Source organism: Pseudomonas sp. VS40 (assembly GCF_018587885.1).
Taxonomy (GTDB): domain Bacteria; phylum Pseudomonadota; class Gammaproteobacteria; order Pseudomonadales; family Pseudomonadaceae; genus Aquipseudomonas; species Aquipseudomonas pergaminensis.
This window is the reverse complement of the sequence record NZ_JAGYWD010000006.1, coordinates 257,065-272,660: the sequence shown is the minus strand read 5'-3', so window position 1 is coordinate 272,660 and position 15,596 is coordinate 257,065. Positions and strand designations below refer to the sequence as shown.

The 15,596-nt window shown below is 62.4% G+C and carries 14 protein-coding genes and 1 pseudogene; 3 read left to right on the top strand and 12 right to left on the bottom strand.

Features of this window, described 5'->3' with window-relative positions; genetic code table 11:
• Positions 1-21: 21 nt before the first annotated feature.
• Together KHP07_RS19615 and KHP07_RS19610 are read left to right on the top strand one after the other, a co-directional pair.
• Complete coding sequence (locus KHP07_RS19615) at positions 22-1,242, top strand: putative DNA modification/repair radical SAM protein (protein ID WP_016974873.1); 1,221 nt, start codon at positions 22-24, stop codon at positions 1,240-1,242.
• Positions 1,239-2,072 carry a TIGR03915 family putative DNA repair protein gene (locus KHP07_RS19610; protein ID WP_078049315.1) on the top strand — a complete coding sequence of 278 codons (834 nt, stop codon included), beginning with the start codon at positions 1,239-1,241 and terminating at the stop codon, positions 2,070-2,072. The genes KHP07_RS19615 and KHP07_RS19610 overlap by 4 nt, the downstream gene beginning before the upstream one ends.
• Before the next feature lie 124 nt (positions 2,073-2,196).
• On the opposite strand, the gene KHP07_RS19605 is transcribed toward KHP07_RS19610, so the two are convergent.
• The 7 genes from KHP07_RS19605 to ctlX form a co-directional block, all read right to left on the bottom strand.
• Complete coding sequence (locus KHP07_RS19605) at positions 2,197-2,694, bottom strand: Lrp/AsnC family transcriptional regulator (RefSeq protein WP_016974875.1); 498 nt, start codon at positions 2,692-2,694, stop codon at positions 2,197-2,199.
• A gap of 5 nt (positions 2,695-2,699) precedes the next feature.
• Positions 2,700-3,530, bottom strand: a complete 831-nt coding sequence (locus KHP07_RS19600) for an ABC transporter ATP-binding protein (RefSeq protein ID WP_214497821.1) — start codon at positions 3,528-3,530, stop codon at positions 2,700-2,702.
• Positions 3,531-3,533: 3 nt separating this feature from the next.
• Positions 3,534-4,247 carry an ABC transporter permease gene (locus KHP07_RS19595; protein WP_078049314.1) on the bottom strand — a complete coding sequence of 238 codons (714 nt, stop codon included), beginning with the start codon at positions 4,245-4,247 and terminating at the stop codon, positions 3,534-3,536.
• The gene (locus KHP07_RS19590) at positions 4,244-4,945 is read right to left on the bottom strand and encodes an ABC transporter permease (RefSeq protein ID WP_071495875.1); all 702 of its coding nucleotides are present in this window, start codon (positions 4,943-4,945) and stop codon (positions 4,244-4,246) included. Before KHP07_RS19590 ends, KHP07_RS19595 begins: the two co-directional genes overlap by 4 nt.
• A gap of 133 nt (positions 4,946-5,078) precedes the next feature.
• Positions 5,079-5,858 (bottom strand): ABC transporter substrate-binding protein, encoded by a 780-nt coding sequence (locus KHP07_RS19585; protein ID WP_214497820.1) that lies wholly within the window; start codon positions 5,856-5,858, stop codon positions 5,079-5,081.
• Positions 5,859-6,084: 226 nt separating this feature from the next.
• Positions 6,085-7,131 (bottom strand): ornithine cyclodeaminase, encoded by a 1,047-nt coding sequence (ocd, locus tag KHP07_RS19580; RefSeq protein WP_099492967.1) that lies wholly within the window; start codon positions 7,129-7,131, stop codon positions 6,085-6,087.
• A 16-nt stretch (positions 7,132-7,147) separates the two neighbouring features.
• Positions 7,148-8,074 carry a citrulline utilization hydrolase CtlX gene (gene ctlX / locus KHP07_RS19575; RefSeq protein ID WP_214497819.1) on the bottom strand — a complete coding sequence of 309 codons (927 nt, stop codon included), beginning with the start codon at positions 8,072-8,074 and terminating at the stop codon, positions 7,148-7,150.
• A gap of 267 nt (positions 8,075-8,341) precedes the next feature.
• Here ctlX and KHP07_RS19570 point away from each other — a divergent pair.
• Positions 8,342-9,240, top strand: a pseudogene (locus tag KHP07_RS19570) (GNAT family acetyltransferase).
• Positions 9,241-9,369: 129 nt separating this feature from the next.
• Here KHP07_RS19570 and KHP07_RS19565 read toward each other — a convergent pair.
• From KHP07_RS19565 to KHP07_RS19545, 5 genes are all read right to left on the bottom strand, one after another.
• Positions 9,370-10,389, bottom strand: coding sequence for a branched-chain amino acid aminotransferase (locus tag KHP07_RS19565; RefSeq protein ID WP_100490251.1), 1,020 nt, complete (start codon positions 10,387-10,389; stop codon positions 9,370-9,372).
• Between the two features lie 203 nt (positions 10,390-10,592).
• Entirely contained in the window at positions 10,593-11,972 is a 1,380-nt protein-coding gene (gene lpdA, locus KHP07_RS19560; RefSeq protein WP_214497818.1) for a dihydrolipoyl dehydrogenase, read from the bottom strand.
• A gap of 3 nt (positions 11,973-11,975) precedes the next feature.
• The gene (locus KHP07_RS19555) at positions 11,976-13,259 is read right to left on the bottom strand and encodes a dihydrolipoamide acetyltransferase family protein (RefSeq protein ID WP_214497817.1); all 1,284 of its coding nucleotides are present in this window, start codon (positions 13,257-13,259) and stop codon (positions 11,976-11,978) included.
• Positions 13,260-14,318, bottom strand: a complete 1,059-nt coding sequence (locus KHP07_RS19550; protein WP_034107322.1) for an alpha-ketoacid dehydrogenase subunit beta — start codon at positions 14,316-14,318, stop codon at positions 13,260-13,262.
• A gap of 1 nt (position 14,319) precedes the next feature.
• Entirely contained in the window at positions 14,320-15,555 is a 1,236-nt protein-coding gene (locus KHP07_RS19545) for a 3-methyl-2-oxobutanoate dehydrogenase (2-methylpropanoyl-transferring) subunit alpha (protein ID WP_078049306.1), read from the bottom strand.
• Positions 15,556-15,596: the final 41 nt, after the last annotated feature.

Here is a 15,596-nt window from a genome sequence, read left to right as displayed (position 1 = left end):
AACCAGTATCGGTAGCCCTCCATGCAGTTGATCGAAAAACTCAGCATTCTCGCCGACGCCGCCAAGTACGATGCGTCCTGCGCCAGCAGTGGCGCACCCAAGCGCAGCTCCGAAGGCAAGGCGGGGCTGGGTTCCACCGATGGCATGGGCATCTGCCACAGCTACACGCCGGACGGGCGCTGCGTGTCATTGCTCAAGGTGTTGCTCACCAACTTCTGCCTCTACGACTGCCAGTACTGCGTTAACCGCCGCTCCAGCGATGTGCCCCGCGCGCGTTTCAGCCCGGAGGAGGTGGTCACCCTGACCCTGGATTTCTACCGGCGCAATTGCGTCAGCGGGCTGTTTCTCAGCTCCGGCATTATCCGTTCGTCCGACTACACCATGGAGCAATTGGTGCGCGTGGCCAAGCTGCTGCGCGAAGAGCACGACTTCCGTGGCTATATCCACCTCAAGACCATTCCCGATGCCGACCCGGCGCTGATCGCCGAAGCCGGAAAGTATGCCGATCGACTGAGCGTGAACATCGAATTGCCGACCGAGGCCAGCCTGCAGACCCTGGCGCCGGAAAAAAAGATCGTGTCGATCAAGCAGGCCATGCAGACCATCTACACCGGCGAGCAGACGGTCCGTAACGAGCCGCGCGCGCCGCGTTTTGCCCCGGCCGGGCAGAGCACGCAACTGATCGTCGGCGCGGATGACACCGATGACAGCACCATCCTTCACGGTGCCGAGGCGTTGTACGGCAACTTCAAGCTGCGCCGCGTGTATTACTCGGCGTTCAGCCCCATCCCCAATAGCCCGAAAAGCGTGCCCCTGGCCGCGCCGCCGTTAATGCGTGAACATCGCTTGTACCAGGCCGATTTCCTGCTGCGCAGCTATGGGTTCAACGCCAATGAACTGTTCAAAGGTCCCGGCCACCTGGCACTGGATATCGACCCCAAGTTGGCCTGGGCCCTGGAAAACCGTGAGGTGTTCCCCCTGGACCTGAACCGCGCCGAGCCGACCTTGATCGCGCGCATCCCGGGCATTGGGTTGCGCACCACCCAGCGCCTGGTGGACCTGCGCCGCGAGCGCAAGATCCGCTTCGAAGACCTGGCGCGCATGCGCTGCGTACTGGCCAAGGCCAAGCCGTTTTTCATCACCAGTGACTACCACCCGCAACAGGCCGACAGCACCAGCGTGCTGCTGCGCGAACAATTGCGCGACCGCCCGCAACCGCAGCAGATGGGGTTGTGGGGATGATCAGCCTGGAATGCGACAACCTGTTCAGCACCTGGCGCGACCAGGCGCGCTGGTTGCTCAGCCATCAGGTAGACCCCAGCCAGGTAAGCTGGGGCGAGGCGGAGGTGGCCGACCTGTTTGCCACCGACCAGTCGATTCCCGAAGCGCCTGGGCCTTTCCAGACGCGGGTGCCCAAGGCCCTGCTGGAACTGTTGGAGTCGGCCGCCTGTTACCACGGCGACCAGCGCTGGAGCCTGCTGTACGAAGTGTTGTGGCGGGTCAGCCACGGCGACCGCACCGCCATGCTGGCGGGGGACAAGCTGGGCAGTGAGTTGCAGCGGCGGATCAAGCAGGTCAGCCGCGAGGCGCACCATCTGCATGCGTTTGTACGGTTTATTGCGTTGCCGGCGCAGGCGGGGCCGGAACTGCCCGAGTACGTGGCGTGGCATGAGCCGGCCCATGACATCCTGAAATCAGCCAGCCAGCACTTTATCGGGCGCATGGGCCGGCATCGCTGGATGATCGCCACGCCGTTGGATGGTGTTTACTACGACGGTGAGCAGTTGATCCATCAGCGGGAATGCCCCGAGGCGTGGCGGCAGTTGGCGCAGAATGTCGAGGACCCCCACAGTGCGATGTGGCTGACCTACTACAGCCACATCTTCAACCCGGCGCGGTTGAACCCCAAGGTGATGGAAGGGCACTTACCCAGCCGGTTCTGGAAGAACCTGCCGGAGGGCAAGTTGATACCGGGGTTGATCAGTGAGGCGCGGACGGGGAAGCAGAAGGATGGGCAGGCGAAGATGATTGGGGTCAAGCCTGGCAAGAAAATACTAAGTGGGCACGGTTAAAAAATGTGGGAGCGGGCTTGCTCGCGAATGCGGTGTATCAGTGACAAATTAAGTGACTGACACTCCACATTCGCGAGCAAGCCCGCTCCCACAGGGGTTATGCAGTGTTTGGTGAAATGGGGGCTCAGGCCAGTTCGGTGGCGGTGTTCTTGACCACCGCCAATTCCGGATGCGCCACCAACTTATCGATGTGCAACTCGTCATTGTTCAACCAGGTCTCGGTCAGCACCCGGTAGTGCTCCATGTCGCGGCAGCGCATGCGCAGGCTGTAGTCAAATGGTCCGCTGATCAACTGGCATTCGAACACTTGCGGGCAGGCCTTCACACAGGCTTCAAAAGCCTTTTGCGCCGACCGCCCGCTTTGGTTGGACAAGGCCACCAGCACCAGCAACGACAGCCCTGGCGAGACCATCTGCACATCGATGATCGCCCCATACCCGCGTATCACCCCGCGTCGCTCCAGCTTGCGCACGCGCTCCAGGCAGGGCCTGGGGGTAAGGTGCACCAGCGACGAAAGCTTTTCGTAGGTGATACGCCCCTGGTGACGCAGTACTTCGATGATGGCTTCATCGATGCGGTCCAGCGCAGGGGAGGAATGGGGTCCGTTGGCCTTGGTATCCATGGGTTTCACTTCAAACGGTTGGAAAGAAATTGCTGCAAGCGCTCGCTGCTGGGGTGGTCGAGGATCCTGGCGTCGCCTTGTTCCTCGACACGGCCCTGGTGCAAGAACAGCACTTGGCTGGACACCTGGCGGGCAAAGCCCATCTCGTGGGTGACCATCAGCATGGTACGACCTTCCTCGGCCAACGTCTGTATGACTTTGAGGACTTCTCCTACAAGTTCGGGGTCCAGCGCGGACGTCGGCTCATCGAACAGGATGATCTCCGGCTCCATCGCCAGCGCCCGGGCAATCGCCACGCGCTGCTGTTGGCCACCGGACAGGAACGCCGGGTACTGATCGGCCACGCGGCCTGGCAGGCCGACCTTGTCCAGGTACAGGCGCGCACGTTTCTCCGCTTCGGCGGCGCTCACGCCCAACACCCGGCGCGGGGCCATGGTGATGTTTTCCAGCACGGTCATGTGGCTCCACAGGTTGAAGTGCTGGAACACCATGGCCAGGCGCGTGCGCAGGTTCTGCAGTTGGTCTTGGTGCGGTGCGCGGGCGCCGGCACGGCCCTGGCGCATTTCGATGCTGATGCCGTCCAGGGTGATGACACCGGCGTCCGGCTGTTCAAGGAAGTTGATGCAGCGCAGCATCGTGCTTTTGCCGGAGCCGCTGGCGCCGATCAAGCTGATCACGTCGCCATTACGGGCGTTCAGGGACACGCCCTTGAGCACTTCGTGTTCGCCGTAGCGTTTATGGATGCCTTCGACCTGCAGCTTGATGGCCGCGGTGGCGGGTGGGGCGATGGGTTCATCAACAGGATAAGCGGCCAGGGCCTGCGCGGACTGATTCATGGGTTAGCCTCGGGTAGGAACGAGAAAGCGCATCCAGCGACGTTCGGCCAGTCGGAACAGGCCCACCAGTGCAAAGGACAGCAGCATGTAGAGCAGGGCGGCGATGCCGAATGCCTGGAACGTCAGGAACGTCTCGGCATTGGCATCGCGGGCCACCTTGAGGATGTCGGCGACGGTGGCGGTAAAGGCCAGGGACGTGGCGTGCAGCATCAGGATCATTTCGTTGCTGTAGGCCGGCAACGCGCGACGCAAGGCCGCCGGTACCACCACAAACAGGTTCAGCCGCCAGCCGTGCAGGCCGTATGCGCGTGCCGCTTCGATTTCGCCGTGGGGAATATTGCGGATCGCCCCGGCAAAGATTTCCACGGTGTAGGCGCAGGTGTTGAGCACGAAAGCCAGCAGGGTGCAGTTCAGCGCATTGCGGAAAAACTGGTTGAGCAGGGCGTTGTCCTGCACCACTTCCAGGCTGTACAGCCCGGTGTAGCAAATCAGCAACTGGATATACAACGGCGTGCCGCGGAACAGGTAGGTGTAGACCTCCACCGGCCAGCGCAGCCAGAAGTGCTCGCAGACGCGCGCCAGTGCCAGTGGAATCGACAGGATGAAGCCAAACACCACCGAGACGATGAACAGCCACAGGGTCATGGCGACGCCGGACAACCCCGCGCCATCGCTGAACAGGTAGGCCAGGCCGTATTGCTGGAACAGTTCGATCATCGCGCCATCCCCTTGATGCCGAGGTTGTAGCGCCGCTCGAGGCGCTTGAAGATGCGGTTGGAGAGGGTGGTGATCACCAGGTACACCAGGCCCGCGAGGATCAGGAAGTACAGCGGCTCGTTGGTGGTCTTGCCGGCGTTCTGCGCGGCCTTGACCAGATCCGACAGGCCGATGATCGACACCAGCGCCGTGGACTTGAGCAGCACCAGCCAGTTATTGCCCAGGCCCGGCAGGGCAAACCGCATCAGTTGCGGGAACAGCACCAGGTGAAAGCGCTGCCAGCGGCTCAGGCCGTAGGCGGTCGCGGCTTCCAGCTGGCCGACTGGCACGCTGAGGATCGCGCCCCGGAAGTTCTCGGTGAAATACGCGCCGTAGATAAAACCCAGGGTGACGACGCCCGCGGTAAACGGGTCGATTTCAAAGTAATCCCAGCCGAACACTTCGCTCAGGTCGTTGAGCCACAGTTGCAGGCTGTAGAAGATCAGCAGGATCAGCACCAGGTCCGGCACGCTGCGGATCAGCGTGGTGTAGAGCGTGGCCGGTACGCGCAGCCATTTGGCGCTGGAGAGCTTGGCGCCGGCGGCGATCAGGCCCAGGGCGAGGCTCAGGGCCAGGGCCAGGAATGACAGTTTGAGGGTCATCCAGGCGCCTTGGGCCAGCATCGGGCCGTAGCCTTGCAGGTTGAGGAATTCGTTCATTGGGAAGATCTCGAAGGAGCGCACAGGTTGGCGGTGGGCTGGCTTGCCTGCGATAGCAGAACGTCAGTCACAGATGTGCAAGCTGACCCACCGCGATCGCAGGCAAGCCAGCTCCCACATAAGGACGAGGCTGCTATTCGTTGTAGATGTCCTGATCGCCGAAGTATTTCTTCTGGATCTCGGCATAAGTCCCATCCGCCTGCACAGCTGCAATGCCCTTGTTGATCAGCTCACGCAAAGCTTGATCGTTCTTGCGCAGGCCCATGGCGATGTCCAGGGGCAGTGTCGGGTCCTTGAAGGCCGGGCCGGTCTTGAAGTCGGCGCCTTCGGGTTTGGACAGGAAGTTGAGCTGGGCTTCGAGCTTGTCGGTCAGGGTCGCGTCGAGGCGGCCGTTTTGCAGGTCGGCGTAGTTCTGGTCCTGGGACTGATACGCCTTGATCTGCGCGCCGAGCTTGGCCAGGTGCGCACGGGCATACGCCTCTTGCAACGAGCCTTGCAGCACACCGACTTGCTTGCCCTTGAGGGACTCCGGGGTGTCGCCGAAGTCGGCGCCCTTGCGGGTGATTACCGAGGTCGGGCTGAGGAACAGCTTGTCGCTGAAGTCGATGATTCTTTCACGCACCGGGGTAACGGCCATGGACGACATGATCGCGTCGAACTTGCGTGCGCGCAGGGCCGGGATCATGCCGTCGAATTCGTTGTGGACCCAGGTGCATTTCACTTCGAGCTTGGCGCAGATCGCGTTGCCCAACTCGATATCGAAACCTTGCAGGCTGCCGTCGGCGGCCACGGATTCGAAGGGGGGGTATTCGGGGAAAACGCCGAAGCGGATTTCTTTCCATTCCTGGGCGTGGGCGGCGGTTGCGCAGAGTGGCAACAGCAGCGCGGCGAAGAGTGATCGCAATGGAGTCATGTGCAGGTCCCTATATTTTGTAATTGATGTCAGGGCAGTGAATAGCTGGGAGCAGAGAATGCTTCATGAAGGTGCGTTTTTTGTGTCGTTTACCCGGTGCCTAAAGCGCAAATTGCGCTGTTAAAACCGCCAATGCAGCGGAATCGGCTGCAGCACCCGCTGAATCGGCTTTTACGCCTGCAAATCCTGGCCTGCCAACGGCGCAAAGCGGCAGGCCAGAGCGTTTTCAGGCGCGCTTTTTCTGCTGTGCGCGGGGCTGTTGGGCCAGGCGTGCGAACAGGTCTTTCGGGTCGGCCAGGTCCGGCACCAGTTCAAGGGTGCTGCCCACATCCAGCGCCTTGGCCACGTCCAGCACATAGCGCAGGGCAGAGTAGTCTTCGATGGCAAAACCCACCGAGTCGAACAGGGTGACCTGGCGCGCATTCTCGCGACCGGGCTTTTGGCCGTTGATGACTTGCCACAGTTCGGTGACGGGCGAATCCTGCGGCATATGCTGGATTTCGCCTTCAATGCGGCTTTGCGGTTCGTATTCGACGATCACGCGGGCGCGCTCGACGATACGTCGGTCCAGCTCGGTCTTGCCGGGGCAGTCACCGCCGACGGCATTGAGGTGCATGCCCGGCTCGATCATGTCGTCGGTGAGGATGGTGGCGTAGGCCTTGTCGGCGGTCACGGTGGTGACGATGTCGGCGCCTTTGACCGCTTCGGCCACGCTGCCGGCCAGGATCACCTTGATCGCCGGGAAAGCCTTGAGGTTGGCCGCCAGTTTGGCGGTGGCCTTGGCGTCGATATCGAACAGGCGGATTTCAGTGATACCGAGCATGGCGTGGAAGGCCAGGGCCTGGAATTCGCTTTGCGAGCCGTTGCCGATCAGCGCCATGCTGCGGCTGTTGTCGCGGGCCAGGTAGCGGGCGACCAGCGCGGAGGTGGCGGCGGTACGAATCGCGGTGGTCAGGGTCATTTCCGCCAGCAGCACCGGCAGGCCGGTGTCGACATCGCCCAGTGCGCCGAAGGCCATCACGGTGAGCATGCCGGCCAGGGTGTTTTTCGGGTGGCCGTTGACGTATTTGAACGCATATAGCGATGCGTCGGAGACCGGCATCAGCTCGATCACGCCGTCCGGCGAGTGATTGGCCAGGCGCGCGCATTTTTCGAAGTCCTGCCAGCGCAGGTAGTCGGCGCGGATGTACTCGGCCATTTCGGTGATGCAGGTGGGCAGGCCTTTTTGCGAGACCAGGTAGCAGAGGTCGTTCACGTCGATGTAGCGGGTCATGGCAAGACTCCTTGAGTTATTGGAAGGTGGTGCGGGCAGGCAGATGCACTTCCGCCAGCATGCAGCGGGCACTGCCGCCGCCAATGCGTTCGATGTTGTCGATGTTCACCACCACTGGCCGCGTATGGCGTTCCACGTGTTGGCGCTGGGCAGGCTGCAAGGCGCCCCAGGCGCTGGCGGACATCACCAGCAGCGGCTGGCCGTCGCGGTCGTGGACTTCGAGCATGTTGCCGGCGAACGCCTCCAGCTGATCGAAATCGAGGGCGAGGATGTCCTTGCCGGTATCGCGCAGGGAGCGTTCCAGGGCCTGGCGCTCGTCGGTATGGGGCAGGGCTTGCAGGCACACCACCGAGAGGTCGCGGCCAACGCTCATCATCACGTTGCTGTGGTAGATCGGCGCGTGGTGGCGGTCGACGGCGTGGAACACGCAGAGCTGGTAGTCGAGGCGTTCGGCGAACTGGCGCAGGGCGTCGTGGTGGGTGCGCCCGGAGTGGCAGGCGTAGCTGATGCGGTGCTGGCGGTCGAGCACCATGCTGCCGGTGCCTTCGAGGAAGATGTTCTGTTGTTCGAGGTGGCTGAGGTCGATGGTGTCCTTGACCGTAAATCGCTGTTCCAACACTTGCAGCACGCCTTTGTTGCGTTCCAGTCGTCGGTTCTGGCCTTCCATCGGGTACAGCACCAGGCTGCCGTCGGCGTGGCTGCTCCACCAGTTATTGGGGAAGATCGAGTCGGGTGTATGGGGCGCCGGGGTGTCCTGCACCACCAGCACTTCCACGCCATGCTGGCGCAGGGTGGCGACATAGCCGTCGAACTCTTCCAGCGCTTTCTGCTGTGCGCTGAGCGGGTCGAGGGGCGGGCGTTGGAAACGGTTGTTGATCGCGGTGTCCGGGTTGAAGGCAAAGCGCGCCGGGCGAATCATCAAGACGGTGTTGGTGGTTTGCATGGGTGCACGGGTCCATGGGTTGAGCTGTGGGAATAGTGTGTGGCTTGTGCGGGATGAATCCCGGCTGAAAACTTGGGGAGGTTCAGCCGGGAAAGCTGAAAAGTGGGGTAGGGCAGCCGAATCGGCTGTGGAGGTTGAAGTGCGATCAAACGGTAGGAGCCGCCTTGGCGGCGAAAGCGCTGGGTCTGACCGACCGCTATCGCTGGCAAGCCGGCTCCTACATTAGTATGGGGGCGGTCGTGAAACCCGAGCCGGGAAGGAGAATGCATGTCTACCGCTGTTCGTACTGCCCAAACCGCCGATGCCGAGGGGATCAGCCAGGTCATTCTGGCGGCCCTGCACAGCAGCAATGCGCGGGACTATCCGGCGGATGTGATTGCGCGGGTTGCCGCTAACTTCACGCCGGAGGCGGTGCTGGAACTGCTCAAGCGTCGCGTGGTGCTGGTGGCGGTTCAGGAACGGGTGATCGTCGCCACTGCGGCCCTCGATGGCAATGTGGTGCGCTCGGTGTTCGTCAACCCGGCGCTGCAAGGGCAGGGCATTGGTCGGCTGTTGATGATCGAGATTGAGCTACGCGCCCGCGAAGCCGGAGTGACGGTGCTGAGCGTCCCGTCTTCGCTGACAGCCGAGCCGTTCTACGCGAAGCTGGGGTTCCATACCGTGCGCGACGTCTACCACGGCAACGAGCGTACGCTGGTGATGGAAAAAGCGCTGCTGTCCCGCCACCCTATCGGGCCGTATCGCGACCGCCCGCACCGGGCGCAGGTGGTGGCGTTATGGCAGGAAGCATTTGGCTATGACACGGCGCATAACCTGCCGGCGCTGGCGATTGATAAAAAGCTGGCGGTCAACGACGGGCTGTTTTTCGTCGCGATGGACAAGAAAACCGTGATCGGGACGATTCGATTCTGGCCGGCTATGACGGGCATCGCGGCTGGCTGTATTCGGTGGCGGTGCACGCTGACTATCGGCGGCATGGCCTGGGGTCGTCGCTGGTGCGGTATGCGGAACAGGCATTGACGGCACTGGGCTGCATGAAGATCAACCTGCAGATCACCAGTGGCAATGACGCGGTGGCGGGGTTTTACGAGGCGTTGGGGTATGGGGTGGAACCGAGGATCAGTATGGGCAAGAAGATTGCCGAAAACATCCCGACACGGTCCTGAGAACACCTGAGAACAAATGTGGGAGCGGGCTTGCTCGCGAAAGCGGAGTGTCAGTCACCGATTTCAGTGCTGATAGACTGCTTTCGCGAGCAAGCCCGCTCCCACATTTGGGTTTCGCGTTGTTGTGGGTTAGACCTTGACGATCCAGCCGGCGGGGGCTTCGACGTCGCCGGTCTGCACGCCGGTCAGCTCTTTGTAGAGCTTCTGGGTGATCGGGCCGACTTCGGTTTCGCTGTGGAACACGTGCAGCTTGCCGTTGTACTGGATGCCGCCGATCGGCGAGATCACCGCAGCCGTACCACAGGCGCCGGCTTCCTTGAACTGGTCGAGCTTGTCGATGAACACTTCGCCCTCGATCACGTCCAGGCCCAGGCGGGTCTTGGCCAGTTCGATCAGCGACAGGCGGGTGATGCCTGGCAGCACCGAAGGCGACTTCGGCGTGATGAACTTATTGTCGTGGGTGATCCCGAAGAAGTTGGCCGAGCCGACTTCTTCGATCTTCGAGTGGGTCATCGGGTCCAGGTAGATCGCGTCGGCAAAGCCGGATTTCTTCGCTTCGGCACCTGGCATCAGGCTGGCGGCGTAGTTGCCACCGACCTTGGCGGCACCGGTGCCCTGTGGCGCGGCGCGGTCGAAGGTGGAGATCTGGAAGTTGTGTGGCACCAGGCCGCCCTTGAAGTAGGCGCCGACCGGGATGGCGAACACGGAGAAGATGAACTCCGGCGCAGTGCGCACGCCGATGTTGTCACCGGTGCCGATCACGAACGGGCGCAGGTACAGGGCGCCGCCGCTGCCGTACGGCGGGATGAAGCGCTCGTTGGCCTTGACCACTTGTTTGCAGGCTTCGATGAAGTCTTCGGTCGACACATGCGGCATCAGCAGGCGTGCGCAGCTGCGCTGCATGCGGGCGGCGTTCTGGTCCGGGCGGAACAGGTTGATCGAACCGTCCTTGCAGCGGTACGCCTTGAGGCCTTCGAAGCACTGCTGGCCATAGTGCAGGGCGGTGGAGCCCTCGCTGATGTGCAGCACGTTGTCGTCGGTCAGGGTGCCTTCTTGCCATTCGCCGTTTTTCCAGACCTGGAGAAACCGCTTGTCGGTCTTGATGTAGTCAAAACCCAGCTTGTCCCAATTGATGCTTTCGTTACCCATGACACCCTCTATCGTTGGTCAAGTCGGTTTTTTTCTGGATGGGCGCAACAATACTGCATTCTTGGCCGGTGTGGGAGCGGGTGGGCGGACCATTCAGCCTCTGTAATGGCTGATCCACCGCTATCGCAGGCAAGCCAGCTCCCACATTTGCAATGCATTCCATTGTGGGAGCCGGGCTTGCCCGCGATGGCCTCACCTCGTTTTTACAGGTGCAGCGCGTGGCCCAGGGCCCTTAACGCGGCTTCCTGCACGGCTTCACCGAGAGTCGGATGCGCATGGATGGTGCCCGCCACGTCTTCCAGGCGCGAACCCATTTCCAGGCTCAGGCCAAAGGCGGTGGACAATTCCGAGACGCCCACCCCCACGGCTTGCCAGCCGACGATCAGGTGGTTGTCGCGTCGCGCCACCACCCGGACGAAGCCGGTTTTCGACTCCAGGGTCATCGCCCGGCCATTGGCCGCAAATGGGAAGCTCGACACGATGCAGTCCAGGCCAGCGGCCTTGGCTTCATCGGGGGTCTTGCCGACCACCACCAGTTCCGGGTCGGTAAAGCACACCGCCGGGGTCGCGGCCGGGTTGAATTCGCGGGGTTTACCGCTGATCAGTTCGGCCACCATCTCGCCCTGGGCCATGGCGCGGTGCGCCAGCATCGGCTCGCCGCTCAGGTCGCCGATGGCATACACGTTGCGCATGCTGGTCTGGCAGCGGCTGTCGATCTTGATCGCCGCGCCGTTCATCTCCAAGTCCAGTGCTTCAAGGTTCCAGCCTTGGGTGTTGGGTTTGCGACCCACAGCAACCAGCACCTGATCCGTTGCCAGCGACAGGGTGTCGCCATTCGGGTCGCTTACTTGCAGGCTACCATCGGTAAAACCGGTGACACTGTGCTTGAGGTACAGCTTCACCCCCAGTTGCTTGAGGGATTCGTTGACCGGCTGCGTCAGCTCGGCATCATAGGCCGGCAGGATGCGGTCCTGGGCCTCGACCACACTGACCTCGGCGCCGAGCTTGCGGTAGGCAATCCCCAGCTCCAGGCCGATATAGCCGCCACCCACCACGATCAAACGCTTGGGCACTCGCGTTGGCGCCAGCGCCTCGGTGGACGAGATGATCGGCCCGCCAATCGGCAGCATCGGCAGGTTGACGCTTTTCGAGCCGGTGGCCAGCAGCAGGTGTTCGCACTGGATACGCTGGTCGCCGACGTCGACGGTCTTGCCGTCCACCACCTTGGCCCAGCCGTGGATCACCTGCACCTTGTGCTTTTTCAGCAGGGCGGCGACGCCGGTGGTCAGGCGGTCGACGATGCCGTCTTTCCATTCCACGCTTTTGCGGATGTCCAGGGTTGGCACATCCACTTCGATGCCCAGTTGCGAACCCTGGCTGTGGTGGATGGTTTGCTGGAACTGTTCGGCCACATGGATCAAGGCCTTGGACGGAATGCAGCCGATATTCAAGCACGTACCGCCCAGCGCCTGGCCTTCCACCAGGATGGTCGGGATGCCCAGTTGGCCGGCACGAATCGCCGCCACATAACCGCCAGGGCCGCCGCCGATGATCAGCAGCGTGGTATTCAATGTCTGCGTCATGCCTTACTCCAGGAACAGGCTGGCGGGTTGTTCGAGCAGGCCGCGAATGGCCTGGATGAATTGCGCCGCGTCCATGCCATCGACCACGCGGTGATCGAACGAGCTGGAGAGGTTCATCATCTTGCGCACCACGATCTGGCCCTTGATCACCATGGGCCGTTCGACGATGCGGTTGACGCCCACGATGGCGACTTCCGGCAGGTTGAGCACCGGCGTGCTGACGATGCCGCCCAAAGCGCCGAGGCTGGTCAAGGTAATGGTGGAGCCCGACAGTTCATCGCGACTGGCCTTGCCACTGCGCGCAGCAGTGGCCAAACGGGCGATTTCCTCGGCGTTGCCCCACAGGCTGCGGGCTTCGGCGTGACGCACCACCGGCACCATCAGGCCTACGTCGCTTTGGGTGGCGACCCCTACGTGCACCGCGCCAAGCCGGGTGATGACCTGGGCTTCGTCGTCGTAACGCGCGTTGATCTGCGGGAAGTCCCGCAACGCCACGACCATGGCGCGCACGATAAACGGCAGCAGGGTGAGCTTGCCGCGCGTGGCGCCGTGCTTCTCGTTGAGGTGCACGCGCAACTCGTCGAGGGCGGTGACGTCGATCTCTTCCACATAGCTGAAATGCGCGGCACGACGGGTGGCGTCCTGCATGCGCTGGGCGATCTTGCGGCGCATGCCGATCACCGGGATCTGTTCTTCGTCGTTGCGTTCGGCGTAGGGGTTGGCTGCGGCTTTGGACGGCGTCGGGCCCTGGCGCAAGTAAGCGTCCAGGTCTTCGTGCAGAATCCGGCCCGCCGGGCCAGAGCCCTGGACCAGGCGCAGCTGGATCCCGGCATCCAATGCGCGTTTGCGCACGGCGGGGGAGGCTAGCGGGCGTTCGTCGGCAGCCCGGCCCACCGGGGCCTGGGCGGCAACAGCCGGCACAGTTTTGCTTTCAACGGCGACCGGCGCAGGCTTGGTTTCAGGCTTAGCTTCAACCTCCGGTGCAGCCTTTGGCGCTTCCTTTGGTGCTTCATTTATGACCGGCGCGTCCTTGGCATTGCCCGCACCTTCCACTTCGATACTGATCAGAATACTGCCCACGGCCATGACTTCACCCGGCTCGCCGCCGAGGGAGATCACTTTGCCGTGCACGGGCGAGGGAATGTCCACCATCGCCTTGTCGGTCATTACATCCGCCAGCACCTGGTCTTCGACGACCATGTCGCCAACCTTCACATGCCACACCGACAGTTCAACTTCCGCGATGCCTTCGCCAATGTCCGGCATCTTGATAACGTGCGTGCCCATTCAGACCTCCATGACCCGTTTCAACGCCGCGCCCACTCGGGACGGCCCTGGGAAATACGCCCACTCTTGCGCGTGCGGGTAGGGGGTGTCCCAACCGGTGACGCGTTCGATCGGCGCTTCCAGGTGGTGGAAGCAATGTTCCTGCACCAGCGACACCAGCTCGGCACCAAAGCCGCAGGTGCGGGTGGCTTCATGCACCACCACGCAACGGCCGGTCTTCTTCACGGAGTTGACGATGGTTTCCAGGTCCAGCGGCCACAGGCTGCGCAGGTCGATGACCTCGGCGTCGATGCCGGTTTCTTCGGCGGCAACTTGCGACACATACACGGTGGTGCCATAGGTCAGCACGGTAACGGCCGAGCCCGGACGCACGATGGCGGCCACGTCCAGCGGCACGGTGTAGTAACCGTCCGGCACCTGGGCTTGCGGGTGTTTCGACCACGGGGTTACCGGGCGGTCGTGATGGCCATCGAATGGGCCGTTGTACAGGCGTTTTGGCTCAAGGAAGATCACCGGGTCATCGTTTTCAATCGAGGCGATCAGCAGGCCCTTGGCGTCATAGGGGTTGGACGGCATCACCGTGCGCAGGCCGCAGACCTGGGTGAACACCGCTTCGATACTCTGGCTGTGGGTCTGGCCACCGTAGATGCCGCCGCCGCAGGGCATGCGCATGGTCAGCGGCGCAGTGAACTGACCTGCCGAGCGATAACGCAGGCGGGCGGCTTCGGAGATGATCTGGTCGGTGGCAGGGTAAACGTAGTCGGCGAACTGGATCTCGGCGACCGGGCGCAGGCCATAGGCGCCCATGCCCACGGCCACGCCGATGATGCCGCTTTCGGAGATTGGCGCGTCAAACACCCGCGAGCTGCCGTATTTGGTCTGCAGGCCTTCGGTGCAACGGAACACGCCGCCGAAGTAGCCGACGTCCTGGCCGAACACCACCACGTTGTCGTCACGTTCGAGCATCACATCCATGGCCGAGCGCAGGGCCTGGATCATGGTCATGGTGGTGGTGGTCATGGCGGTTTCCACTTCAATGCTGTTGTTGTGATCGTTCATGTCAGATCCCCAACGCTTGACGCTGGCGCTTCAAGTGCTCCGGCATCTCTTTGTAAACGTCTTCGAACATGGTCGCGGCGCTTGGAATCTGGCCGCCGGCAAGGGTGCCGTACTGTTCGGCTTCTTTCTGTGCCTTGACCACTTCGGCTTCAAGTTCTGCACTGACCGCCGCGTGTTCCTCTTCGGACCACTGGCCAATCTTGATCAGGTGCTGCTTGAGGCGGGCAATCGGGTCGCCCAAGGGGAAGTGGCTCCAGTCGTCGGCTGGGCGATATTTCGACGGATCATCAGAAGTGGAGTGCGGGCCGGCTCGATACGTGACCCACTCGATCAGCGTAGGACCAAGGTTGCGGCGCGCACGCTCGGCAGCCCAGGCGGAAGCAGCGTACACCGCGATGAAGTCGTTGCCGTCCACCCGCAGGGAGGCGATGCCACAACCCACGCCGCGTCCGGCAAAGGTGGTGGCTTCGCCGCCGGCGATGGCTTGGAAGGTGGAAATGGCCCACTGGTTGTTGACCACGTTAAGGATCACCGGCGCGCGGTACACGTGGGCAAAGGTGAGGGCGGTGTGGAAGTCGGATTCGGCGGTGGCGCCGTCGCCGATCCAGGCGGAAGCGATTTTGGTGTCGCCCTTGATCGCCGAGGCCATGCCCCAGCCCACGCCTTGTACGAACTGGGTGGCGAGGTTGCCGGAAATCGTGAAGAAGCCAGCGTCTTTCACTGAATACATGATCGGCAACTGACGGCCCTTGAGCGGGTCGCGCTCGTTGGACAGCAGTTGGCAGATCAGGTCCACCAAGGGCACGTCGCGAGCCATCAGGATGCTTTGCTGGCGGTAGGTGGGGAAGCACATGTCGTCGATGTTCAAGGCCAGGGCCTGGGCACTGCCGATGGCTTCTTCGCCAAGGCTCTGCATGTAGAACGACATTTTTTTCTGACGCTGGGCGACCACCATGCGGTTGTCGAAGATCCGCGTCTTGAGCATGGCGCGCATGCCTTTGCGCAAGATCTCGACGGGGACGCCTTCAGCCCAGGGACCGAGGGCCTGGCCCTGGTCGTCGAGCACGCGGATCAGGCCCTTGGCCAGGTCGGCAGTGTCGGCGGGTTCTACGTCGATGGCGGGTTTGCGCACCAGGCCGGCGTCGGTCAGGCGCAGGTAGGTAAAGTCGGTCTTGCAGCCTGGGCGTCCCGAGGGTTCAGGGACGTGCAGGCGCAGTGGTTCGTACTGCTGGGTCATGGCTTTCTACGCTCTATCTTGTGAATTTCTTGTAGTGGGCG

Excerpts from the sequence above, each read along its gene's own strand:
- KHP07_RS19615 (WP_016974873.1), top strand. The coding sequence starts at position 22 with ATGCAGTTGATCGAAAAACTCAGCATTCTCGCCGACGCCGCCAAGTAC.
- KHP07_RS19610 (WP_078049315.1), top strand. The coding sequence starts at position 1,239 with ATGATCAGCCTGGAATGCGACAACCTGTTCAGCACCTGGCGCGACCAG.
- KHP07_RS19605 (WP_016974875.1), bottom strand. The coding sequence starts at position 2,694 with ATGGATACCAAGGCCAACGGACCCCATTCCTCCCCTGCGCTGGACCGC.
- KHP07_RS19600 (WP_214497821.1), bottom strand. The coding sequence starts at position 3,530 with ATGAATCAGTCCGCGCAGGCCCTGGCCGCTTATCCTGTTGATGAACCC.
- KHP07_RS19595 (WP_078049314.1), bottom strand. The coding sequence starts at position 4,247 with ATGATCGAACTGTTCCAGCAATACGGCCTGGCCTACCTGTTCAGCGAT.
- KHP07_RS19590 (WP_071495875.1), bottom strand. The coding sequence starts at position 4,945 with ATGAACGAATTCCTCAACCTGCAAGGCTACGGCCCGATGCTGGCCCAA.
- KHP07_RS19585 (WP_214497820.1), bottom strand. The coding sequence starts at position 5,858 with ATGACTCCATTGCGATCACTCTTCGCCGCGCTGCTGTTGCCACTCTGC.
- ocd (WP_099492967.1), bottom strand. The coding sequence starts at position 7,131 with ATGACCCGCTACATCGACGTGAACGACCTCTGCTACCTGGTCTCGCAA.
- ctlX (WP_214497819.1), bottom strand. The coding sequence starts at position 8,074 with ATGCAAACCACCAACACCGTCTTGATGATTCGCCCGGCGCGCTTTGCC.
- KHP07_RS19565 (WP_100490251.1), bottom strand. The coding sequence starts at position 10,389 with ATGGGTAACGAAAGCATCAATTGGGACAAGCTGGGTTTTGACTACATC.
- lpdA (WP_214497818.1), bottom strand. The coding sequence starts at position 11,972 with ATGACGCAGACATTGAATACCACGCTGCTGATCATCGGCGGCGGCCCT.
- KHP07_RS19555 (WP_214497817.1), bottom strand. The coding sequence starts at position 13,259 with ATGGGCACGCACGTTATCAAGATGCCGGACATTGGCGAAGGCATCGCG.
- KHP07_RS19550 (WP_034107322.1), bottom strand. The coding sequence starts at position 14,318 with ATGAACGATCACAACAACAGCATTGAAGTGGAAACCGCCATGACCACC.
- KHP07_RS19545 (WP_078049306.1), bottom strand. The coding sequence starts at position 15,555 with ATGACCCAGCAGTACGAACCACTGCGCCTGCACGTCCCTGAACCCTCG.